The organism is Dendronalium phyllosphericum CENA369, assembly GCF_016056275.1.
Classification (GTDB): domain Bacteria; phylum Cyanobacteriota; class Cyanobacteriia; order Cyanobacteriales; family Nostocaceae; genus Dendronalium; species Dendronalium phyllosphericum.
The window spans coordinates 1-23,398 of the sequence record NZ_JAECZA010000069.1 but is presented as its reverse complement, the minus strand read 5'-3'; the positions used below and the strand labels follow the sequence as shown (position 1 = coordinate 23,398).

Annotated in this window: 17 protein-coding genes; 10 read left to right on the top strand and 7 right to left on the bottom strand. The window is 40.9% G+C overall.

Translation table 11 applies throughout. The features are described 5' to 3' along the window. Positions 1-242: 242 nt before the first annotated feature. The 4 genes from I8752_RS15440 (at position 243) to I8752_RS15425 (ending at position 10,817) form a co-directional block, all read left to right on the top strand. On the top strand, positions 243-2,384 hold the full coding sequence (locus I8752_RS15440) for an ATP-binding protein (protein WP_214433199.1): 2,142 nt from the start codon (positions 243-245) through the stop codon (positions 2,382-2,384). Positions 2,385-2,395: 11 nt separating this feature from the next. Next, positions 2,396-4,426 carry a response regulator gene (locus I8752_RS15435; RefSeq protein ID WP_214433198.1) on the top strand — a complete coding sequence of 677 codons (2,031 nt, stop codon included), beginning with the start codon at positions 2,396-2,398 and terminating at the stop codon, positions 4,424-4,426. Positions 4,427-4,543: 117 nt separating this feature from the next. Beyond that, entirely contained in the window at positions 4,544-4,864 is a 321-nt protein-coding gene (locus I8752_RS15430) for a hypothetical protein (RefSeq protein WP_214433197.1), read from the top strand. Between the two features lie 418 nt (positions 4,865-5,282). Then, positions 5,283-10,817 carry an ATP-binding sensor histidine kinase gene (locus tag I8752_RS15425; RefSeq protein WP_214433196.1) on the top strand — a complete coding sequence of 1,845 codons (5,535 nt, stop codon included), beginning with the start codon at positions 5,283-5,285 and terminating at the stop codon, positions 10,815-10,817. 189 nt (positions 10,818-11,006) lie between these two features. Here I8752_RS15425 and I8752_RS15420 read toward each other — a convergent pair whose 3' ends face one another. Continuing rightward, on the bottom strand, positions 11,007-12,056 hold the full coding sequence (locus I8752_RS15420) for an anti-sigma factor antagonist (protein ID WP_214433195.1): 1,050 nt from the start codon (positions 12,054-12,056) through the stop codon (positions 11,007-11,009). A gap of 195 nt (positions 12,057-12,251) precedes the next feature. Between I8752_RS15420 and I8752_RS15415 the strand changes: the two genes are divergently transcribed. Together I8752_RS15415 and I8752_RS15410 are read left to right on the top strand one after the other, a co-directional pair. After that, on the top strand, positions 12,252-13,049 hold the full coding sequence (locus I8752_RS15415) for a 7-carboxy-7-deazaguanine synthase QueE (RefSeq protein ID WP_214433200.1): 798 nt from the start codon (positions 12,252-12,254) through the stop codon (positions 13,047-13,049). 209 nt (positions 13,050-13,258) lie between these two features. Next, entirely contained in the window at positions 13,259-14,782 is a 1,524-nt protein-coding gene (locus tag I8752_RS15410; RefSeq protein WP_214433194.1) for an esterase-like activity of phytase family protein, read from the top strand. A gap of 97 nt (positions 14,783-14,879) precedes the next feature. Here I8752_RS15410 and I8752_RS15405 read toward each other — a convergent pair whose 3' ends face one another. The 3 genes from I8752_RS15405 to glmM all read right to left on the bottom strand — a co-directional run bounded on the left by I8752_RS15405 (position 14,880) and on the right by glmM (position 18,453). Then, a complete protein-coding gene (locus I8752_RS15405; protein ID WP_214433193.1) occupies positions 14,880-15,524 on the bottom strand; it encodes a DUF3318 domain-containing protein in 645 nt (214 codons plus the stop codon). A gap of 77 nt (positions 15,525-15,601) precedes the next feature. Continuing rightward, complete coding sequence (locus I8752_RS15400; RefSeq protein ID WP_214433192.1) at positions 15,602-16,159, bottom strand: hypothetical protein; 558 nt, start codon at positions 16,157-16,159, stop codon at positions 15,602-15,604. 818 nt (positions 16,160-16,977) lie between these two features. After that, positions 16,978-18,453 (bottom strand): phosphoglucosamine mutase, encoded by a 1,476-nt coding sequence (glmM, locus tag I8752_RS15395; protein WP_214433191.1) that lies wholly within the window; start codon positions 18,451-18,453, stop codon positions 16,978-16,980. A 537-nt stretch (positions 18,454-18,990) separates the two neighbouring features. Here glmM and I8752_RS15390 point away from each other — a divergent pair. The 4 genes from I8752_RS15390 to I8752_RS15375 all read left to right on the top strand — a co-directional run bounded on the left by I8752_RS15390 (position 18,991) and on the right by I8752_RS15375 (position 21,789). Further along, positions 18,991-19,707, top strand: coding sequence for a biliverdin-producing heme oxygenase (locus I8752_RS15390; protein WP_214433190.1), 717 nt, complete (start codon positions 18,991-18,993; stop codon positions 19,705-19,707). Between the two features lie 23 nt (positions 19,708-19,730). Next, positions 19,731-19,877, top strand: a complete 147-nt coding sequence (locus I8752_RS15385) for a hypothetical protein (RefSeq protein WP_214433189.1) — start codon at positions 19,731-19,733, stop codon at positions 19,875-19,877. A 340-nt stretch (positions 19,878-20,217) separates the two neighbouring features. Further along, a complete protein-coding gene (gene cobW / locus I8752_RS15380) occupies positions 20,218-21,252 on the top strand; it encodes a cobalamin biosynthesis protein CobW (protein ID WP_214433188.1) in 1,035 nt (344 codons plus the stop codon). Positions 21,253-21,324: 72 nt separating this feature from the next. Next, positions 21,325-21,789, top strand: coding sequence for an ABA4-like family protein (locus I8752_RS15375; RefSeq protein WP_214433187.1), 465 nt, complete (start codon positions 21,325-21,327; stop codon positions 21,787-21,789). Positions 21,790-22,033: 244 nt separating this feature from the next. On the opposite strand, the gene I8752_RS15370 is transcribed toward I8752_RS15375, so the two are convergent. From I8752_RS15370 to I8752_RS15360, 3 genes are all read right to left on the bottom strand, one after another. Continuing rightward, the gene (locus tag I8752_RS15370) at positions 22,034-22,252 is read right to left on the bottom strand and encodes an acetyltransferase (protein ID WP_214433186.1); all 219 of its coding nucleotides are present in this window, start codon (positions 22,250-22,252) and stop codon (positions 22,034-22,036) included. 341 nt (positions 22,253-22,593) lie between these two features. Beyond that, a complete protein-coding gene (locus I8752_RS15365) occupies positions 22,594-22,902 on the bottom strand; it encodes a DUF3181 family protein (protein ID WP_214433185.1) in 309 nt (102 codons plus the stop codon). 117 nt (positions 22,903-23,019) lie between these two features. Then, positions 23,020-23,277, bottom strand: coding sequence for a hypothetical protein (locus I8752_RS15360; RefSeq protein ID WP_214433184.1), 258 nt, complete (start codon positions 23,275-23,277; stop codon positions 23,020-23,022). Positions 23,278-23,398 lie beyond the last annotated feature (121 nt).

Below are 23,398 nucleotides of genomic sequence, written 5' to 3'. Positions count from 1 at the left end.
GCTCTTACAAGCGTCTACGCGTCTGTACAAGAGAGTTCTGAGTGCTGAGGGGCGGAGGAGAATATCCTCAGCACTCAGAACTCTCTTGTACAGACGCGTAGACGCTTGTAAGAGCGGTAAGGCAGTCTGGTCTTGGGGTCTCCCCAAGTAGAGGAACTGCCGAACCCGGAGGGCTTCTCGTCAGAGTATAATCGCGTCTCTTAGCACTCAGCACTCAGCACTCAGCACTCATAACAAGACACATGAATTTAACTATCCTCACCTTAGAAATTCGATACGAGCAAGATGTAGTGCTGACGCGGCAAAAGGCACGAAAAATTGCAGAATTATTAGGGTTTGACTCTCAAATTCAAGTACGAATTGCTACGGCAGTATCAGAAATTGCCCGGAATACTTTTCAGTACGCGGGTAGGGGAATAGTTGAATTTAAAGTCGAAGGTGAAGCCCCTCAGAACTTAGTGGTGGGTATCAACGACAACGGGCCAGGCATTCCCAACCTCAAGACGATTTTGGAGGGACGCTACACTTCCACAAGCGGTATGGGATGGGGCATTATTAACACGCAAAAATTGGTAGACCAATTTCAGATTGAGTCTGTGGTTGGACAAGGCACAAAAGTGCTGATTTCTAAGAAATTACCCAAAAAAGCACCTAATTTAACTAACCAACGCCTAGAGCAGATTAAGCAAGAACTAGATGAGCGATCGCCACAAAATCCCTTTGAAGAAATTCAGCGCCAAAACCAGGAGTTACTTCAGGCAATGGCAGAACTGCGTAAGCGCGAAGAAGAATTAATGCATCTCAACCGCGAGTTGGAAGATACTAATCGCGGTGTAGTGGCATTATACGCCGAACTCGATGAAAAAGCAGATTCCCTCCAAAAAGCAAACGAACTCAAAACTCGCTTTTTCTCAAATATGAGCCACGAGTTTCGCACTCCGCTCAACTCTGTAATTTCGCTGTCGCGGATTTTGTTAGCTCGTATGGATGGGCCGTTAACAGCAGAACAAGAAAAGCAGGTGACTTTCATCCAAAAAGCTGCTGGAGGTTTGTTAGAGTTAATTAATGACCTCCTAGACATGGCAAAAGTAGAAGCCGGCAAAACTACCGTGCATCCCAGTGATTTTGAAGTCAGCGATTTATTTGGGGCTTTACGTGGTATGCTTCGTCCCTTGCTAGCTTATAACTCTTCAGTTGCCCTGATCTTTGATGAAGCTGTTGATCTGCCCACGCTGCATACTGATGAAGGTAAGGTTGCCCAAATTCTGAGAAATTTTATTTCTAATGCACTGAAATATACTCAGCAGGGCGAAGTGCGGGTTAAGGCTACCGTGAATGATCGTATCATTACCTTCTCCGTCGCTGACACAGGAATTGGGATTGCACCAAGCGATAGAGAGCGGATTTTTGAGGATTTTGTGCAAATTGAATCGGAATTGCAAAAACGAGTCAAAGGTACTGGATTAGGGCTACCGCTATCAAAGAAGCTAGCGCAGCTTTTAGGTGGCGATGTCTCATTTCAGAGCGAACTCGGCCAAGGCTCTACATTTTTTGCCACAATTCCCTTTGTCTACCCTGGCTATACCCCAGCTACGGCATTACCGCTACCTACTTGGCAAATTGACCCAGAGCGCTATCCTGTTTTAGTTGTAGAAGACAACGATGAAACTCTGCTGATTTATGAAAAGTATTTACAAGCAGCGAATTATCAAACGCTTGCAGCAAAAACTGTGAATGAAGCAAAACAGGCTTTGCAAAGATTCCGACCAGTCGCTATTATTCTCGATATTTTATTACAGAAGCAACATACTTGGTCTTTCCTGAGTGAAATTAAGAGAAATGAAGCGACTCGCAATATTCCCGTTCTCGTCATCACCGTAATTGACAATGAGAAACAAGTGCTAGCATCGGGAGCGGATGAATTTCTAATTAAACCTGTAGACAGATTGTTACTGCTTGCTAAACTCGATACGCTAGTCAAACAAGAGAAATTACAAAAGCTTTTATTAATTGATGATGATTTGGCATCTCGGTACGTGTTAAAGCAACTTTTAAATAATACTTCGCTTGATATCTTAGAAGCAGCTAATGGTACTGAAGGACTACGACTAGCTGAAACTGAAAAACCCCAAGCAATTGTCCTCGACTTGAATATGCCGGGTAGAGATGGGATAGAAGTGCTAAAACAGCTAAAACACAATCCCATCACTAGCGCCATACCCGTGATTATCAACACTTCAAAGCCACTGGAGCCAGAAGAACAAAACTATCTGGCTAAAAACTCTGTAGCAATTCTTGCTAAACAGACATCCTCTCAGGCAGACGCGAGTAACCAACTCCGACAAGCCTTAGTTAGAGCAGGATTAATCCTAAATCACAACTAAAGAGGAAACACATGTCGCTACCATTGCTCACAATCCTACACATTGACGACAACGAAGCGAATCGTTACATTGTCAGCCGGATTTTGCGAAATGCGGGCTTTTTAGTTGTGGAAGCTGCTAGCGGTGAGGAAGGGTTAAAAGCATTAGTAGAGCATCATCTTGATTTAGTGATTTTAGATGTCAAACTTCCGGGATTGGATGGGTTTCAAGTCTGTCATCGAATTAAATCTAATCCTGATACTGCCTTTATTCCTGTTTTGCATCTGTCTGCCAGTTTCGTCAAGAGCGAGGACAAAGCTCAAGGATTAGATAGCGGTGCTGATGCTTATCTCGTACAGCCTGTAGAGCCAATTGAATTAGTTGCGACAGCGCGATCGCTATTGCGAATTCGCCAAGCTGAAGAATCAGCTTTAAAATTAGCGCGAGAATGGCAAACCACCTTCGACTCGATCAATGATGGCGTTGGTTTGCTCGACCGGGAAGGTAATTTACAACGCTGTAACCGTGCCTTAACAGAACTTTTGGGAAAACTGCCTCATGAAATCTTGGGTTATCCCCATCACGATTTGATGAAAATATCGCTGGGATTTGGCAGTGGTAGTTGCTTTAACCGTGCTAAAGAAACTTGTCGCCGCCAAATTTTAGAAACCGAGTCTAGAGGACGGTGGTTTTCTAAAACCATCGATCCGGTGTTAGACGAGCAAGGAAATTTCATTGGTGCAGTCTATTTACTGGCAGATATTACAGACCGCAAGCAAATCGAACAAGAACGAGCGCAACTTCTGGAGCGCGAACAGCAAGCACGACTTGAAGCCGAAGCCGCCAACCGTTTGAAGGATGAATTTTTAGCAACCCTTTCTCACGAACTGCGTTCTCCTTTGAATGCGATGCTGGGTTGGACTCGGTTACTCAATACCCGCAAATTTGACGAAGTTACCACTATCAAGGCAATGCAGACGATTGAGCGCAACGCCAAAGCCCAAGCTCAATTAGTAGAAGATTTACTAGATGTTTCCCGAATTATTCAAGGCAAACTGCGCTTGTATGTCCGCCCGATGAATTTAGTTGATGCGATCGAAGCAGCAATTGAGACGGTGCGTCCTGCCGCTAATGCTAAAGAAATTCAAATTCAAACTGGACTCGATCCAGCATTAGGTTTCATCGCGGGCGATCCCGATCGCTTGCAGCAAGTAATCTGGAACTTACTCTCCAATGCCGTAAAATTTACACCTAAAGGCGGACAAGTCCAGGTAATACTACAGCAAGTTAATTCTCATCTAGAAATTACTATTGCTGATAACGGACAGGGTATCAGCCCGGAATTCATTCCTTTTGTATTCGATCGCTTTCGCCAAGCAGATAGTTCGATTACCCGTACCTACAGTGGTTTAGGATTAGGGTTAGCGATCGTGCGTCACTTGGTGGAATTACATGGCGGCATCGTTAGTGTTACTAGTTTAGGTAAAGGACAGGGAGCAAGCTTTAGTGTCAAGCTACCGCTAATTCCCATTCTGCCCAAGACCAGCACGGGAGACCAGATACACACAACTAATGATGGGCAAGAAATAGCATCTGAAAATTTACCAACTCTTGAAGGCATACGTATACTAATCGTTGATGATGAAGCAGATGCACGGAATTTTGTCACAACTGTACTCGAAACATGCGGTGCAAGCATAACTGCCGTTAATTCGGCAAGAGAAGCAATAGAAGCCATCTCAAAATTCAGTTTTGATGTTTTAGTTAGCGATATTGGGATGCCAGAAGAAGACGGTTATCAATTGATCCATAAAATACGCGCTCTCAAGCCAGAACAAGGGGGAGAAATTCCTGCTGTAGCCTTAACTGCTTATGCCAGAGCGGAAGACCGATTGCAGACAATCTCAGCGGGCTATCAAATACATTTATCTAAACCTGTAGAACCAGCAGCTATTGCTGGTGCGATAGCTAATCTAGCTAAAAGCACCAAAGAACAAAGACAGGGGCTAGGAAGTAGGGATGAGGCAGGGAAAGGGGAAACGGGTAAGGCGAAAAAGAATTAAATAAAGTTATACTATTTCTCCAGTCTCAAAGACTGTGCAAATGAGCTTACTTTAACCGATAATTACTGAAGGCTAGACATATTTCGATCTTCAAGGTGGTATGGAGTTAAACAGCTTATGTACTGGAATAGATTTGATATTTGTGCGGCTTATTACCACTATTGCAACTTATCCTTTAAGGATATTAATCTTCAAAATTATCAGTGGAAATTACTAAATCAACTATACCAATTAAGATATAGACCACTGTTTAGGGATAGAAGACTAGCTACCCTTAATCTCAACTCCAAAGCTATTTATATGAGTTTAGTTAAATCTAGCTATGAGATAGAGGGGAAAAATCCCATAAAAATACATCAAGTTTCTGAGTATCTTGCTAGTGAAGATGAGCAAGTCAATCAAAATCTGCCAGTCTTGTCTACTCTCAGCGATTCTTAAAAAAGCTATTTTGCATACAAATGGCAATATTTAATCATTATTTAATTATTGGTGGCTGTTAAATGATGATTAATAATGCATATCAATTATCTGGTGATAGATATATAGCAAAGTGCTGAGTTAGAAGTAGAGACGCGATTATACTCTTACGAGAAGCCGCTCTTACGAGCGTCTACGCGTCCGTACAAAAGTCATTTACTGTAAGGCTTTGAGCAATCGCAATTGTCCTAAAGGGTGTGACTACGGCTATATTTATAGGACTTAGACTTAAAAGGCGATTTCCAATTCCAAATAGGATAAAACATATTTAATTTTTAATTTTAATTCTGCACAAAACTTAGATTTTGTTAACTTTATGCTGCACATGGGAACAATAACTGTCATGTGAGGGAAAACTATAAAGGTATGGTAAAGACCAATGGTGAAACTGACAGGTTATCAAATCCTTGAGCAAATCTACTGTGGTTACAGAACTGTTGTTTATCGTGGTATTAGAGAACAAGACCAAAAACCGGTCGCGATCAAATTGCTGCAAAATGAATATCCCAGTATCAGCGAACTAGTGCAGTTTCGCAATCAGTACACTATTACTAAAAATCTTAACCTGCCTGGCATTATCAAAACCTACAGTTTGGAAAACTATCACAATCGCTATGCTTTAGTTATGGAAGATTTTGGTGGTATTTCCCTTAAAGAAGAAATGGAAAAAGGAGGAAATTCCAAAACTGTAGGTGAATTTCTCTCTATTGCCATTCAAGTTGTCACCACCTTAGAAGGACTTTATCGGCATCGGATAATTCACAAAGATATTAAACCTGCCAACATACTAATTAATCCCACCACAAAAGAAGTCAGACTCATCGACTTTAGTATCGCTTCCTTACTACCAAGAGAAACACAAGCGATCGCTTCTCCTAATATTCTAGAAGGGACGCTAGCTTATGTGTCTCCCGAACAAACCGGACGGATGAATCGTTTGGTTGACTATCGCACAGACTTCTATTCTTTGGGTGTCTCCTTTTACGAACTCCTTACAGGACAACTTCCCTTTATCAGTACTGACCCGATGGAGTTGGTACACTGCCACATAGCTAAGTATTCCCCCACAATCGATAGCCTCAATTCTGCTATCCCTCAAGTTCTCTGTGAGATTGTCAGTAAACTAATGGCAAAAAATGCCGAAGACCGATATCAAAGTGCTCACGGACTCAGGTATGACTTAGAAAAGTGCTGGCAACAATGGCAACAAGATACCAAGATTGATAATTTTGAGATTGGACAACGGGATATTTGCGATCGCTTAACCATTCCAGAAAAACTCTACGGTCGCCAACAAGAAGTAGAAACCTTACTCACTGCCTTTGATAGAGTTAGCAATCAAGAACAAACAACTAACAAAAGTGAAATGATGTTAGTAGCGGGTTTCTCTGGGATTGGCAAAACAGCGGTAGTTAATGAAGTCCACAAACCCATCGTTCGGCAACGGGGTTACTTTATTAAAGGGAAATTTGACCAATTTGGGCGCAATATTCCTTTTTCAGCATTTTTGCAAGCTTTCCGCGATTTGATGGGGCAACTTTTGAGTGAAAGTAATGCCCAACTTGAGGTGTGGAAAACTAAAATTCTCGATGCTTTGGGAGAAAATGCTCAGGTATTAGTTGAAGTCATTCCCGAACTAGAGTGGATTATTGATAAACAGTTGCCTGTCCCCGAATTGTCAGGGATTGCCGCTCAAAATCGTTTTAATTTGCTGTTGCAGAAGTTCGTTCAAGTCTTCACCACCAAGGAACATCCTTTAGTTATTTTTTTAGATGATTTGCAATGGGCAGATTTAGCTTCGCTGAAGTTAATCCAATTACTAATGAGCGAAACTAATATTAGTTATCTATTAATGATTGGTGCTTACCGAGATAATGAAGTTTCGCTAGCACATCCATTAATGTTAACTTTAGAAGAGATTCGCCAGACTGGAGCAATAGTAAATTCCATTAATCTCACTCCTTTAAATCAATATGACTTAAATCATCTTGTTGTCGATACTCTTAGTTGTCCGATTGAACTGGCATTACCTTTAACTCAATTAGCTCATCAAAAAACCCAAGGAAATCCTTTTTTTACCAATCAATTTCTCAAGTCTCTATATGAAGAAGGGCTAATTACTTTTAACTTCAACGGAGGCTATTGGCAGTGTGATATAGCTCAAGTCAAAGCTTTAGCTCTTACCGATGATGTTGTTGAATTCATGGCGCTGCAACTACAGAAATTACCAAAAGCGACTCAATCAGTTTTAAAACTTGCTGCTTGTATTGGTAATCGCTTCGATTTAAATACATTGGCGATAGTTTATAAGAAGTCTTTGGTGGAGACAGCAGCAGATTTATGGGAAGCCCTGCAAGAAGGACTAGTGATTCCCACCAGTGAAGTTTACAAGTTTTTTCAAGGCGAGTCAGGTATTAGTTGTCAGCTATCAATCGTTAATAAACACGAAAAAATCACAACTGAAAACGAACAATTAACGAAAGTTACATACAGATTTTTACACGATCGCGTGCAGCAAGCAGCTTATTTGCTAATTCCCGAAAACGAAAAACAGGTAACTCATCTTCAGATTGGGCAATTGTTATTAAGTAATACTGCCGAATCAGAGTTGGAAGAAAAAATTTTTGAGATTGTCAATCAGTTGAATGTTGGTGGAGAGTTAATCGGCGATCCCATCGAACGCCAGCAATTAGCACAACTAAATTTAACTGCTGGTCGGAAAGCGAAGACTGCAACTGCTTACGCAGCTGCTATTAAGTATTTAACAACAGGCATACAACTTTTACCAGCAAATAGCTGGCAGAGTCAATATCATTTAACATTATTACTCCATTCCGAAATAGCAGAGGCAACTTACCTCAATGGCGATTTTTTAGAGATGGAGCAATCAATAGAAACGTTGCTACAACGCGGTAAAAATCTTTTAGATAGATTGAAAGCTTATGAAGTCAGAATCTTGTCTCAAATAGCTCAGAACAAGATGTTTGAAGCCCTACAAACGGGATTAATAGTTCTCAAAATCTTAGGAGTCGAATTTCTAGAACAGCCAACAAAAGCAGATATTACTAGCGAATTCAAAAAGACGCAAACGGCTTTAGCAGAAAAGTCGATGCAAGATTTATATGAGTTGGAATTAATGACAGAACCAGACAAACTGGCTGTGATGAATATCTTATCAAAAATAGTTTCCGCTGCTTATACAGTTAGTCCGGAATTATATTCTTTAATTGTCTTCAAAGAGGTAAATTTATCGCTTCAATACGGTAATACTGCTATTTCTCTTTATGGATATTCCAATTATGGAATTATTCTTTGTGCTGTTGATGGAGATATTGAAGCTGGCTATCAGTTAGGTCAAATGACTCTCAAACTATTAGACAAATTGAATGCTAAAGAATTTATAGCTAAGACATATGCACCTATTTATGGCATTATAAATCATTGGAAAGAACATTTAAAAGAAAGTCTGAAACCCTTACAAAAAGGTTATTTTATTGGTCTAGAAACAGGAGATTTAGAATTTACTACCTACTGCGCTAACCTTTATTTATGGCATTCATTCTTCATTGGAAAAGAACTGACCTCTGTGGCGCAAGAGATGGCAATATACAATCAAGCGATCGCTCAACTTCAACAAGAGCCATCTTTACACAAACAACAAATGTATTGGCAGGTAGTGCTAAACTTGCTCTCGAACGCTGAAAAGCCTTGTTTTTTAAAGGGTGAAGCTTACAATGAAGAAATCATGCTACCCCTGCATCAGCAAGGAAATGACAAAGGCGCAATTTGTTATTTATATATCAACAAATTGATGCTCTGTTATTTATTTTCCGAGTACGATAAAGCACTGGTGAATGCTGAGATAGCAGAAAATTATTTAGAGAACATTTTAGGTTTTTTTGCTGTTCCTCTATTCTATTTTTACGATTCTCTTACCCAACTAGCATTGTATACTGATGCCTTGAATGATAGTCAAGAAACGATATTGAAGCGGGTAAAAAATAACCAGGAAAAAATGCAGACTTGGGCATATCATGCCCCAATGAATCATTTGCATAAGTTTTATTTGGTAGAAGCAGAGAAATATCGAGTTTTGGGCAAACATGGTGAGGCGATAGATTGTTACGAACGGGCTATTGCTGGCGCTAAAGAAAACGAATATATCCAAGAAGAAGCCCTTTCCAACGAACTCGCTGCTAAATTTTATCTAGAATGGGGTAAAGAAAAGATTGCCCAAGTTTACCTATCTGAAGCTTACTACTGTTATGCCCGTTGGGGAGCATTAGCTAGACTTGTAAACTTAGAAAAATCCTATCCGCAATTACTATCTTCAATTCTCAAACCACAAAATATTCGTCAAAATTCAGCCCGTCATACCAATTCCCTCAGCACATCTGTTAAAAATAATCTTTCTACTAGTAACAGTGTTTCAACAGTACTAGATTTAGTAACAGTCGTCAAAGCTTCCCAAGCCTTTGCTAGTGAAATCCAACTCAATAAACTAATTTCCACTTTGATGCAAGTGGTAATGGAGAATGCAGGAGCTGTCAAAAGTACTCTAATTTTACTCAAAGGTGATGGCTTAGTTGTAGAAGCAATGGCAGAAATTGGACAAGAAAATGTTCTTCAATCTATCCCTGTCGAACACAGCCAAGACATTCCGATTTCTCTGATCAACTATGTGTCTCGCACCAAAGTAACAGTGGTATTTGATGATGGGAAACTACAACCTTTTTTGGCTATTGATGATGGGAAATTACAGCCTTTTTGGAAAATAGCTGATGAGAGTTCCCAGCCTTTTTTTGCTGGCGATCCCTATATTATTCGCTGTCAGCCTAAAAGTATCTTGTGTACTCCCATCCTCAATCAAGGAAAATTGATAGGTTTACTTTATCTAGAAAATAATTTAACAACAGGGGCATTTACAAGCGATCGCGTCGAAGTTTTGCGTTATTTATGCGTGCAAGCTGCTATCTCCTTAGAAAATGCGAAACTTTATCAAAATTTATTGCGATCGCAAACCAGAGAGCGAGAGAAGGCCTCGCAATTAGAACAATCATTACAACAACTCCAGCAAGCACAATTACAACTCGTACAAAATGAAAAAATGGCAACTCTGGGAAACTTAGTTGCAGGAGTTGCTCATGAAGTTAATAACCCTTTAGGCTTTATCTTAGGTAGTCTTAATAATGCTGAAGAATTTGTCCAAGACTTGATTTCTCACATCAAAATCTATCAGCAATACTATCCCGATCCCGTAGCAGCAATTGCAGAAAACGCTGAAAAAATTGACTTAGACTTTCTCATTGAAGACCTGCCTAAGTTGATTTCTTCAATGAAACTAGGAACTGGACGTATCCGCAATATTAGTACCAGCCTACGCACATTTTCTCGATCTGATACTCTCGAAAAAGTTGCCTGTAATATTCATGAAGGTATTGAAAGCACGTTGCTGATTCTCAAGTATCGTTTAAAAGCTAACGAACAACGTCCAGCGATTGAAGTTATCCAAAATTATGGGAAATTACCACCTGTGAAATGTTTTCTAGGACAATTGAATCAGGTATTTATGAATATTATTGCCAATGCAATTGATGTTATGGACGAAGCAAGTGTTAAATATTCTTATGATGAACTCAAAGCAAATCCCAATCAAATTACCATTCGGACTGAAGTTATAGCAGATGAAAATGCCGTGGTAATCGGCATTAAAGATAATGGTTGGGGAATGACAGAGGAAGTAAAAGTACAGGTATTTGACCATTTATTTACGACAAAATCTGTCGGGAAAGGAACTGGTTTAGGCTTATCTATTGCGCGTCAAATTGTCGAACAAACTCACGGGGGTAAGTTAAGTTGTATTTCTGCACTGGGAAAAGGTACAGAGTTTATCATTGAAATTCCGATTTCATGAGTTTTGAGACGCGATAAATCGCGTCTGTACAAGAGTCGGTTGCTGTCCTAACCTATATGACTACGGCTATATAATTAATAATAATAAGCAAATAAAAGCAATGCTCAAGTCCCTAAATAACTTGAGCATTGCCAGATAAAAATTTTAGCATTTGCTATTTTATAACTAATTACAAATTAAAATAATTAGTTAATAAGCACCGCTATTCCTATTAAATAAAATTGCTACAGTTTTGAAAATTAATTTCAAATCGTACAACAAACTCCAGTTTTGCTGATACAACAAATCTAGGCGAATCACATCTTCAAAACTTCGTACTTTTGACCGCCCATTCACTTGCCATTCACCAGTCATACCTGGTTTAACATCTAAACGTTGCCACTCCGGTACTTCATAGCGTTCTACTTCATCTGGCGTGGGGGGTCTAGTACCAACTAAACTCATATCTCCTTTGAGGACGTTCCAAAATTGCGGCAATTCATCAAGGCTGGTTCGCCGCAAAAATCGCCCTAATCGCGTAATTCTGGGGTCGTTTTCGTTCTTGAAAAAAGCACCTGCTACTTGATTTTTTACTAAGGATTTCTTCGCTTCCGCATCTACACACATGGAGCGGAATTTCCAAATTTTAAAACGCTTCCCCATCCAACCACAACGAATTTGACCAAAGAAAATCGGGCCGGGATCGTCAATTTGAATAGCAATCACAATAGGAATAAATAAAATTCCTGTAATAGCCAAACCCACTAATGCCCCAACGATGTCTATAAACCGTTTCATCCAAGATGCTACAGAAGGATGAGTAGTTGGTAGCTGCTCTACCTTACGGGAAGAACTCTTGGGGGCTACTGCGAGCTTTTCAGCTTCTATGGTTGGTGTTTCACTAATAGATTCAATAGGAAAAACTTTATCTAATCCAGTGAGGTTAAGCACTGCCATCACCTGCGGGGTAACATTCCGCAGGATCATCGCAATCCCTTTTTCCTGGGCAGTTTTGAAATTACTAACTAGTGCTCCCAAACCACTACTATCAATAAAAGTAGTTTGATGAAAATCCAGAATGATTTGCTGGGGATGCGAATTGGCTTCGGTTAAGTTTTGGCAGGTTTGCTTAAAGCCTACTGCTTCAAGCACGCTTAACCGCGCTGGCACTTGTACTATTGCCATTTCATTTAGGGAAGTAATTGGAAAATCTGCTTCTGTGGATTGGCTAGTCATGAAGCTCTGTACTTTCGTTGCCATATAAATTTAATCTGCCAAACATTATTTTGTCCGAGAAAATCATCTAACCTCATGTTAAATCAGTAGGAATTAGGACTAGTCGCTAGTTGTTTGGGGTGAGAGCGGAGATTGCCAGCGACGATTCACAATAGAACAAGAACTAAAAAACATCCTTGCTTTTGTGCCGACGCAGCGCGATCGCGTTGCTACTATCCCATGACTGCTAAAACTACGGTTAAACCTACTGCACGCCTGATTGAAGTCTTTTCTGCTATTCAAGGGGAAGGACTGAATGTCGGGACACGTCAAATTTTTATTCGCTTTGCTTTGTGTGACTTGCGCTGTCACTTTTGCGATAGTGCCCACACGTGGAATGCACCCGCTACCTGTAAGGTAGAACGATCGCCAGGATTGCGCGACTTTGAAATTCACTCTAATCCTGTCCCACTACCCATCCTAATCGAATGGGTTCAAAGGCAAAATCTACCGTGTCTACACGATAGCATTAGCTTAACTGGGGGAGAACCACTTCTTCATGTGCCTTTCTTAAAGGAATTTTTGCCCCAAGTGCGATCGCTTACCAATCTACCTGTATACTTGGAAACTGGCGGACATCGCCCAGAACAATTAGCTACCATTGTGCCTTATTTAGACTCCGTAGGCATGGATTTAAAACTGCCCAGTGTGAGCGGTGAAAGCCATTGGCAAGAACACGCTAAATTTCTGCAATTGTGCTTTGAGTCACATCTAGATATTTTTGTCAAAATAATTATTTCCCAGAATACAGATCCAGCAGAGTTGCAACGTTCTGCTTTGTTGGTGGCAGATGTCAGTCCCGATATACCAATATTTTTACAGCCTGTGACACCTCTACCGCCATCCGCACAATTCACCCCAACGCCTGTACTTGCTCCCACTCCAGAACAAGTATTAATGTGGCAAGCTTTGATGAAAAAGTTTGTACCGCACGTCCGTGTTATACCCCAGACTCATAAAATGTTGAATCAACTGTAAACCGCCCAAACTCTGAAATCATATTGCTCTCAAGCTTTAGGAGACTTAGTAAAAGTTACTGTCAAGTAAAATTTTGATGAAGATGCGATCGAGTAAAAACCGATTTATATGAAAAGTCAGTGTTACAATAATCACCTTAATCTTGCATTAACTTTTTTTTAATCCGCAAGTCTAAAGCTGAAAAAACTGATGATGTTTTAGAAGTGGACATGATTTTTGCAAGACATTGGATTTTCGGATTAAGTCTTTCACTGGTGAGTAGTGTAGTTACTATTACGGGATTGGCAAACTCTGCCCGTGCTATTTCCTTCGTTAACGACATTACTATCCCCGCTGATAGTAAAGATTTGTACGAACCTAGTAGCAGTGGTGCTAACGTCAATCGCTTGGGTTTTTTGTCCGATCTCTATTACGATCGCGACAACAATGTTTACTACGGTCTAGCAGATCGCGGCCCTGGTGGTGGTGTTATTTCCTACAACACGCGGGTAGAGAAATTTTCTTTAGATGTCGATCGCAACAGTGGCGCAATTAGCAACTTTAAAATACTGGACACTATTCTGTTTACTCAGAATGGTCAAAACTTCAACGGGTTAAACCCAAAACAACTTAACGGCAATGTGGCAGTTCTTGGCAAAAGCTTCGACCCAGAGGGATTTGTAGTCGCCCCTAACGGCAATTTCTACGTTTCTGATGAATACGGGCCGTCTGTTTACGAATTTAGTCCCACTGGTTCTTTTATCCGGGCATTCCAGACTCCGAGTAATCTAATTCCTCGACAAAGTGATGGAACAGTTAATTATGTAGATGGTCGCCCCGATATTACTAGCGGTCGCCAAGATAACCGAGGCTTTGAAGGTGTAACTCTTAGCCCAGATGGCAAAAAGCTATACGCAGTCCTGCAAGATGCATTAGTTAATGAAGGTTCGCCAGATGGGCGGCGTAGTCGCAATTTGAGATTAGTAGAATTTGACACCGCAACTGGCCATAGTACTGCCCAGTATATTTATCAGCTAGAAAGTTTGGCAGATATCAACGATCGCATTCCTGGAACAGCTGATGATTTTGCCGCGAATGCTCAAGGGCGCAATATTGGTGTTAGTGCCATTACTGCTTTGAATGACGACGAATTTTTAGTACTGGAGCGAGATAATCGGGGTGTTGGTGTAGAAGATGTCTCAGGTAAAAGCCCTGTGGCTAGTAAACGCGTCTACAAAATTAGCTTGACAGGAGCAACAGATGTTAGCGGCATTAGCTTAGGCGGCACAAATGACGTGCCCTCTGGCGTATTACCTGTAGACAAGTCTACATCCCCGTTTATTGACATTGCTGAACTTTTGAAAGCTCAAGGGCTAGTAATTCCAGAAAAAATAGAAAGTTTAGCCATAGGCCCTCAACTTGCTGATGGTTCCTACGCAATTTTATTGGGTACGGATAACGACTTCAGCGTGACTCAAAATGATGATGATATACAGTTTGATGTGTGTACAGATGGCTCTGACGATAATCCACTTGATAGCGGTTGTCCGCAAGGAGCATCTTTACTTCCTACCTATCTTTATTCCTTTAAAGCTAGCCGCGAGGAGTTAAAGGGATTTGTACGCCCAACCAAAGTACCAGAACCAACCACAACTGCTGCAATAATGGTGCTGGGGTTGAGTAGTTTCTGGTTAAAACGGCAATTTAAACCTGTGGAAAAGCGATCGTTTTTTAAGTTAAAAGCTAAAAGTTAAAAGGCAAAAGAAACAACAGTTTTAGGCAGCCAGAATATAGGAGTCAAGATTCTATATTCTGACCCCTAATTCCTAACAGACGCGATTAATCGCGTCTCTACAGTCCACCTTCATCTATCGGTCTAGATTTAGCTTTTGCCTTGTTGGCACTACGTTTGAGAGCAGAAAGGCGTGCTTCGTATTTCGACCGTTGGCGCTTGCTAGGAGTATTGTCGATGAGGGTTTTTAAGGCGCTACCCAGACTTTTGTAGGCGTTGGGGAGGCTATAACCAAAGCGAGTTGCTAAAGCGATCGCTTTTTCGTCAGCATCGAGTAATTCTGTGAGTTGCTTACCACCGTTATTCTTTTGGTACAGCCGCCAGCCTGAGATACCACAGAGTGCTAAAGCCAACACTAGCAACAATCCATCCTGCACCCATAACTCACCAACAGCACCACCTAAACCGATAGCTAATGCTGCCATTTCCCAACCATCTTTAGGAATTGTGTCATTTTGGATGCGCGCTACTTCATGCCAGAACAGCAAATTACGCTGATCCATTGCGAGAGCATCCCATTTCACCAAGTCTATTTGAATTTCTACTTGGTCTTTGCCAATTTCTTCGCTGCGGATCAGGGGTGGATTGACCTCAGTTGTGCCTTCAACCGTGACCCAGCTTTGCAATTCTGGCGGCAGTAAGCCTTTTAATCGCCGGAGTTCACTCATTTCCGCTTTGGCAGAGGAGGTTACATAGGATGTCATAAAATCCAGCCCTAGAAAAACTCAGTATATAGTGAGGGTATCACTTTGGAGTATAGCTATTTCAGTGATAGATCGCCTCACTCGTTGGGAAAACTTCCCCGCTTTTTTCTAGCCTCCATTGCCTTTTCCAAAAGTTCTAGCAATCCAGGAGCTTCTTCTTGAATACTAAGTAACATTCTTTCCCCAAGTTCTACATTCCCCGGATCGTGACCTGTAGCCATTACTTCTTTCAGACGAGGTAACGCTATACCATCAACAATCTGAATTAAGCCACTCAGACAACGGTGAAATTGTCTTTCTGTCAGAATCGAGTCTTCTAAAGGAAACTCAATAATGGCACGAATTTCGCCATCGGATGGATCGTACTCCCATTGCAGCATCTTGGTTTCCCAAGAAATAGCCAGCATCGTCTGGAGAATTATACTTTTGTGAGGATGATCTTGGACTCCAGCCAAAACTTGAGGCGCAAATACCCGAAAAAATTTTCCCTCCTCATCCAGTTGGACAACTATCAGAAAATCCTCTAGGTTATCAGCTTCCACACCTGTGATAATCCGGTCTTCTTCATCATCAAAACGGTAGTCCCAACCTAGTTTGTCTAAGTAATTAGCAATCTGTTTGAGATTAGCTCCCATAAAAGCCTCATAAGGAACGGTGGAGCGGCTGTCACCAAAACTAGTTTAACCTGCTAGTGGCAGGTGCTTAAGTTGGTGTAGCTACTTCTCTCCTTTTAGAAGTATGCAATGAGTTTTTGCACAATAGTTGAGTCTGTTTGCTAATTTATCCAGATCCCATAAATTAAACAAATTTTGGTCTAGAAAATGAGGATGAGACCAGACACCTTAAATTTTCATAGCTCTACAATCAGTTTGCTTGTAATAAACCTAGTTACTTAACCATAGATATGGCAGTACATATCATCAATATAAAATAATATTTAATTTTGACAAAAGTCAATCATAGAAAATAAATGGAAATAATTAATTTGAGTCTTGAAAATGCTAAATAAGTAATAGATTAACAATAATATGCTGAATTTATTGAGATTTTTTATAAACTATATTTGAACGATTTATATATAATTTCTCAAATTTATAAAAAAGAAATAAAAATGTCATTTTCCGCTGTCTTAAAGGAAAATAAAGCATAGGCTGAAAAAGTTTTATATTACAAGCATCTACTTGCTTTTATTTACAGCAGATTGCAACTTGGTGAGGGACAGATAATTGTAAGGGCGAACGTAACAGCGCCCCTACCCGTTTACTTCATTTACTTGAAAAACGCTATATATCTTGCATTATTTCTAGCGATTAGAAATCGTGGCTATACAAACGTAGACGCAAAGCGGCTTCTTGAAGGGTAGTCCGCCAGCGCGGACTAACATAAAATCAAGGTTTTCAACCTGCGTAGGCAAGTTTTGTTTGTGTAGCCGCGACTGTCAGTCGCTTGGTACTTAGACTGCCAAGTGTTGTTGGACTTGTGATACTAATTCATTTGTCCAATGGTGAGCGAGTTCAGCGTCAGCGGCTTCGACCATGACTCTGACGACTGGTTCTGTGCCAGAAGCTCGGACTAAAATTCTACCAGCATCACCCATTGCAGCTTCAGCAAGGGCGATCGCTTGTTGGATAGCTTGGCAATCTTGCCACCCCAAACGGCGATTGCGGTCTTCTACTCGCACATTTCGTAATAGTTGGGGATAAGTTTGAAAGCTTTGGTCTACCATTTCGCCCAGAGAAACACCCGCTTGTTTTACCAAAGTGGCAATGTGTAAAGCTGTTAACAAGCCATCTCCGGTAATTCCATAATGACGGCAAAGAATGTGCCCAGATTGTTCGCCACCCAACATTCCCCCAGTTCGTAGCATTTCTGCTTGCACGTATTGATCGCCTACGGCGGTGCGAATCAAGCTACCACCTTGTTGTTTCCAAGCCCTCTCAAATCCTAAGTTGGCCATGACAGTAGAAACTATCAAATTGTCTGGTAATTGTTTTGTTGATTGCAGCTGCTGTCCCCAGAAATAAAGAATGTAATCGCCATTGACTTGCCTACCGGTATTGTCTACAGCTAAAACGCGATCGGCATCGCCATCAAAAGCAAAGCCTAAGTCGGCGTTGTGTTCTCGGACTGTTGCTTGGAGAATATCTAAGTGTGTGGAACCGCAGTCAACGTTGATGCGATCGCCATCTGCTTGGTTATGCAAGCAAATGACCTCTGCCCCCATTTCCTGAAATACTGATGGTGCTAATCCAACTGCTGCACCCCACGCCAAATCTAAAACAATCTTCAATCCTTGAAGATTTACTTGAGGTTGCAAAGGTTGTTTCAAAGCTTCGCCGTAATTTTTCACTAATTCCCCACGCGAGTAATGTCTTCCACAATTACTGACGCTACTTGCAGGAGGTCGATTGCCGCGCAATCCCGCTTCAATTTCTGCTTGTAGGGCTTGCGATAACTTAGCGCCATCCGCACCAAAAATTTTAATGCCGTTGTCTTCTGGCGGGTTATGACTGGCAGAAATCATTACTCCGCCTATGGCTTCACTGACGCTGGTGAGATAGGCAACACAAGGAGTTGGACATAAACCCAAATGCCAAACCTCTAAGCCAGCAGCAGTTAACCCTGCACTCAAGGCCATTGCCAGCATATCGCCGGAGTTTCTAGAGTCTTGTCCGAGAATTACCGGGCCGATTTTGCAAGCATGATGACGCAACACAACACCCGCCCAAAAACCCACTTGCAATGCTAAAGGCGCACTCAACAAATCTCCTACTCGTCCGCGAATGCCATCCGTTCCAAATAAAGGAGTGGCTGGCAGCGATATTAAGTTAAGCCGGAAATTGCTCTCAAGACCATTTCCTGCTGCATGAGAGCCGGAAACTGAACTTCCGCGAATGTTACCTTGAGTTCGAGTTATAAATGAAACCATAAATTTAAACACCCCACACAGTTACATTGGAAAATATTACTTTACACTCGATTCCACAATTTCAAATGAAATTGCTGTTTACCTGTACTATATACTTGTTTTTTTCTGAGAATTAATTCAACAAATGTCTTCTTAAGTAAGAATACTTAAAAAAATACTTATTTATTGTCAATTTTCTAAGAAGATTCTCTTCTCTTTAATACTCTGTCTTTAAACTGATTAACAATCAGTAAGACCTAATTGAGGTAGAGCGAGGATAAGATGGCTGATGATGAGTAATTCTCAAAAAGCTTCTTATATCACCAGATTTCTTGATGTTCTTTACTGAAAACAACTCACTTCTAAATCCAGTAGCAGGTATAGAGTTTTTCAATCCTCGTGTCTGCACCGCGTAACAAAAATATAAATTCTGTGTACTTAAAGAATTTTAATATAAATTCTCATCAAATAGTTTTAATGTAACGTTTTAATGGCCTTTTTTAGCCGTGTGTAAATCACATCTTAGGCAGTTGACCTTTTAAAGTTGAGAAATTTAGTATGAGCAGCAATTTAGCAACCAAGTTACGTGTAGGTACAAAAAAAGCCCACACGATGGCAGAAAATGTAGGTTTCGTCAAGTGCTTTTTAAAAGGAGTTGTGGAAAAAAACTCTTATCGTAAGCTAGTTGCTAACTTTTACTTCGTCTACTCGGCGATGGAAGAGGAGATGGAAAAGCACCGCCAGCACCCAATTGTTGCCAAAATTAACTTTCCCCAACTTGAGCGCAAGCATACCCTAGAACAAGACCTGAATTACTATTTTGGTGCTAACTGGCGCGAGCAAATCAAGCTATCAGCAGCAGGCGAAGCTTATGTGCAACGCATCCGAGAAATATCCCAAACAGAACCAGAATTGTTAATTGCCCATTCCTACACCCGTTACTTGGGTGACTTATCTGGGGGACAAATTCTCAAAAACATTGCTGTAACAGCAATGAACTTGTCTGACGGACAAGGTACTGCCTTTTATGAATTTGCTGACATTCCCGATGAGAAAGCATTCAAAGCAAAATATCGTCAAACCTTGGATGAACTACCCATTGATGATGCCACAGCCGATCGCATTGTTGATGAAGCTAACGCCGCTTTTGGGATGAACATGAAGATGTTCCAGGAATTGGAAGGCAATTTAATCAAAGCGATCGGTTTAATGCTGTACAACAGCCTCACACGCCGTCGCACGCGTGGTAACACTGAACTGGCCACTGCTGAATAATAGTGCTGAGTGCTGAGTGCTGAGTGCTGAGTGCTGAGTCAGGAGTGCTGAGTGCTGAGTCAGGAGTGGTGAGTGCTGAGTCAGGAGTGCTAAGTACTGAGTCAGGAGTGGTGAGTGCTGAGTCAGGAGTGCTAAGTACTGAGTCAGGAGTGGTGAGTGCTGAGTGCTGAGGAGCCACTGCGTTGGGCGGCTTTGCCGACTTGTAGACGCTTCTGCGGTGAGGGGGTCGCAGTCTTGGCGGTTCCCGTCGATTGCGTTAGCGCAGCGTTAGCGACGCAGGAGCGTCACCCCCGAACCCGAAGGGCTTCCCGCAGGGTAGCAAGTGGCGTTGCTGAGTGCTGAATCAGGAGTGAGAAAAACTTTTCTTACAACTTTCAGCAAAATCTAAAATTGTAATGAGTGCTCAAAACACTCAAAATATGTAGGGGCAATAGCCTTGTGATTGCTTTGGATTTATCAAAGCCAGCATGGGGAGATTGCCCCTCAATATTGAGAAAATTAGGCAAAAATATGGCTGCAAAAATTCCTGTTACAGTGATTACCGGTTTTTTAGGAAGTGGCAAAACTAGTTTAATTCGACACTTGCTGCAAAATAACCAAGGATGTCGTATTGCTGTTTTAGTCAACGAATTTGGCGAACTCGGTATTGATGGCGAATTGTTGAAATCCTGTCAAATCTGTCCTGAAGATGGCGGGAATAATATTTTTGAATTAACTAATGGCTGTTTGTGCTGCACAGTCCAAGAAGAATTTTTCCCGACAATGCAAGAGTTGCTGAAGCGGCGAGACAGCATTGATTGTATTTTAATTGAAACCTCTGGTTTAGCTTTACCAAAACCACTTGTTAAAGCTTTTCGTTGGCAAGAAATTCGTGCTGGTGCAACTGTAGACGCAGTGATTACCGTAGTTAATTGTGCAGCGGTAGCAGCAGGAACATTTGCTAGTAACTTGGAAGCGATCGCAGCACAAAGGCAAGCTGATGATAGCTTAGAACATGAAACACCTTTACAAGAATTATTTGAAGACCAACTGGCTTATGCAGATTTGGTGGTGTTGAGTAAAACTGATTTGGTAGATAATGAAACAAAAGCAAAAGTTGAGGAATTGATTCAACAAGAATTGCCCAGAGTTGTAAAAATTGTTGAAAGCGATCGCGGCAAACTCGACCCATCTATACTATTAGGATTACATGCCGCAGTTGAAGATAATTTAGATAGTCGTCCCAGTCATCATGACAGCGAAGAAGAACACGAACACGATGAAGAAATTACCTCAACGCACCTGATTTTAGACCGTGCCTTTGACCCAGAAAAACTACAACAGCAGTTGCAAACACTGGTACACCAACAAGAAATTTACCGTATTAAAGGCTTTGTTGCAGTGCCTAACAAATCCATGCGTTTAGTATTACAAGGTGTAGGAACGCGATTTGATAAATTTTACGATCGCCCCTGGCAACCACAAGAAGCAAGGCAAACTCGCTTAGTTTTCATCGGTCGTGATTTAAAATCAAAAGAAATAGAATCACAACTGGCAGCTTTATAAGTGCTGAGTGCTAACAAAGTATATAACTTTTGATTACGCTCCTAAATTCTAATTTCTCACTTTCCCTAAACTATGGTTATCGCTCAACTATTTAATGTTGCGAATCTTTTTGTTTTGCCTTTTTGGGTGTTGATGATTCTCTTACCAAATTGGCAAATTACACGGCGAATAATGGAATCATATCTGCCTTTTGTTGTCTTAGCTGGGGTATATTTGTATTTATTTGTGAGTAGTATTACACCAGAAAATGCTCAAGCTTTATCGAATCCCCAATTAGCTGATATTGCTCGATTTTTTGCTAATGAAACAGCTGCTGCTACAGGTTGGATTCATTTTTTGGTAATGGATTTATTTGTTGGGCGTTGGATATATTGGCAAGGGCAGAAAACAGGCATTTGGACAATTCATTCTCTTGCATTGTGCTTGTTTGCTGGCCCTTTAGGATTACTTTCCCACATCTTGACCTATTGGATTACTAAAGCATTTTTCCCCAACTATCAACAGCAAGAAACTGTAACAATACCAGAAGAAGCTTAAGAGTATAGCTGGAAAATATTGATTACAGCAGATTGCAACTTTGTAAAGCAGCGCGGTCTTGGGGGTTCCCTTCATAAGCGACTGCACCAAGCCGTAGGGTGAGGTACAGGTAATTGTAAGGGTAAACGGCCATTCGCCCCTACCCGTGTACTCATTTACCTGAAAACGCTGTAAAAACTAAGGGTGCATAGACTTGCACCCTTACAAAAATATTTGTTGAACTAATTAAGAAAAGCTATCAAAATTATGAAGCCTTAGCATTTTTATAGTTGGCATCCAACCAACAGCGGGGTAAAGATTCTCCAGAAGGAAAAACTAGATTTTGTTTTTTAAAAGAATTAGATTCTTGTTCTTCTTCTCCTTTTTGAGCTTTTCCATGAATTGTTTCGCTATTTGGATCGAGTAATTCATTAATATCCTCGATTTTTACTAAGTTGTCACTATCTTTGATCTGTAAAAGCATATAGTTTGCCTCAATAAGTTTGCGTGAAAAACGAGGACGAGCGTCATTATAAACTCGCTTATTTATAAACTAAATAAAACTGATATCACTTGAGAATAAGTAAAATTGTTGGAAGTTACTGAAATAACTATTGATATTACTTAACTATAGCGAACTACTAGTAAAAAAAATAATGCATGAAAAAGTTAGGTATCAAACCTAATTGCCATACCTTTTTACTGAATTTTTCTGCTGTCTCAGCTAGAGCACATACATCATGAAACTCACAAGGATTTATGCTCTTCACCTCATAAAAGAGGTTGGCTGAAAATGCAATCTAGCGAAGAATTAAAATGCGAAAATTACATTTCGCTTTGATATTTCTCCAAAATGTCTACCAAGTTAACTTGGCATTGCAGCGGTAATAAATCGCTTAAGGGTAGTTCGCGTCTACCACCGCCAATCTTAACTGGAATGGATTCTAATACTTGAGTAACTCGGTCTTCAGTTACATTATTAGAAGTAATTAAGGGATACAGCTGTTCGGCGACAACAGTATGTAACTTAGCGTCAGATAAATAAAGATGCCACTTGGCAATATCTATGTAAATGTTTTCGCCAATTTCAGATGCTAGGGCTTCTAGTAATTCTGTGGTGTTAGTTTTAGCCATAAAAACAAATCTACGTCCAGAAATAGGAAGAATTAGGCTAATTTTTATTATCGCTGAATTAGCTAGAGTGTTTACACTGCCAGAAGTTACAATCGCTCTAGCTTCAGCAGTCCATCTTCAGGTGGATTTTGTTGGTGTCTCGGTGTAGTTGGCGATCGCAGCAATGTAAATTAGATGCAGCAACAATACTCCTATCCAGCTTGCCGTTAACCACGGCAACCACTCCCAGGTAGTCGCTTTTAGAGTATGGACAAACCACAACCCAGAATTAATTGCAGCTGCAATTGCCACATGCACGGCAAAATTCATCCGGTCATCTAACTTGCGGAAATCTGGGTCTTTGCGATCGGGTTTACGAGGCCAGCGAGGAGGCATAAATATTAGTTACACATTTGAATACACCCTAATTATTCTAAGGTTTTTGGGGCTGTATTTTCTATTGAACCGTTATGACGAAGCCCCGTTGGGGCGGGGTGTGGGGTGTAGGGTGTGGGGT

Bases quoted from the DNA above. Each gene is read 5' to 3' on its own strand.
- I8752_RS15440 (WP_214433199.1), top strand. From the start codon at position 243: ATGAATTTAACTATCCTCACCTTAGAAATTCGATACGAGCAAGATGTA.
- I8752_RS15435 (WP_214433198.1), top strand. From the start codon at position 2,396: ATGTCGCTACCATTGCTCACAATCCTACACATTGACGACAACGAAGCG.
- I8752_RS15430 (WP_214433197.1), top strand. From the start codon at position 4,544: ATGTACTGGAATAGATTTGATATTTGTGCGGCTTATTACCACTATTGC.
- I8752_RS15425 (WP_214433196.1), top strand. From the start codon at position 5,283: ATGGTGAAACTGACAGGTTATCAAATCCTTGAGCAAATCTACTGTGGT.
- I8752_RS15420 (WP_214433195.1), bottom strand. From the start codon at position 12,056: ATGGCAACGAAAGTACAGAGCTTCATGACTAGCCAATCCACAGAAGCA.
- I8752_RS15415 (WP_214433200.1), top strand. From the start codon at position 12,252: ATGACTGCTAAAACTACGGTTAAACCTACTGCACGCCTGATTGAAGTC.
- I8752_RS15410 (WP_214433194.1), top strand. From the start codon at position 13,259: ATGATTTTTGCAAGACATTGGATTTTCGGATTAAGTCTTTCACTGGTG.
- I8752_RS15405 (WP_214433193.1), bottom strand. From the start codon at position 15,524: ATGACATCCTATGTAACCTCCTCTGCCAAAGCGGAAATGAGTGAACTC.
- I8752_RS15400 (WP_214433192.1), bottom strand. From the start codon at position 16,159: ATGGGAGCTAATCTCAAACAGATTGCTAATTACTTAGACAAACTAGGT.
- glmM (WP_214433191.1), bottom strand. From the start codon at position 18,453: ATGGTTTCATTTATAACTCGAACTCAAGGTAACATTCGCGGAAGTTCA.
- I8752_RS15390 (WP_214433190.1), top strand. From the start codon at position 18,991: ATGAGCAGCAATTTAGCAACCAAGTTACGTGTAGGTACAAAAAAAGCC.
- cobW (WP_214433188.1), top strand. From the start codon at position 20,218: ATGGCTGCAAAAATTCCTGTTACAGTGATTACCGGTTTTTTAGGAAGT.
- I8752_RS15375 (WP_214433187.1), top strand. From the start codon at position 21,325: ATGGTTATCGCTCAACTATTTAATGTTGCGAATCTTTTTGTTTTGCCT.
- I8752_RS15370 (WP_214433186.1), bottom strand. From the start codon at position 22,252: ATGCTTTTACAGATCAAAGATAGTGACAACTTAGTAAAAATCGAGGAT.
- I8752_RS15365 (WP_214433185.1), bottom strand. From the start codon at position 22,902: ATGGCTAAAACTAACACCACAGAATTACTAGAAGCCCTAGCATCTGAA.
- I8752_RS15360 (WP_214433184.1), bottom strand. From the start codon at position 23,277: ATGCCTCCTCGCTGGCCTCGTAAACCCGATCGCAAAGACCCAGATTTC.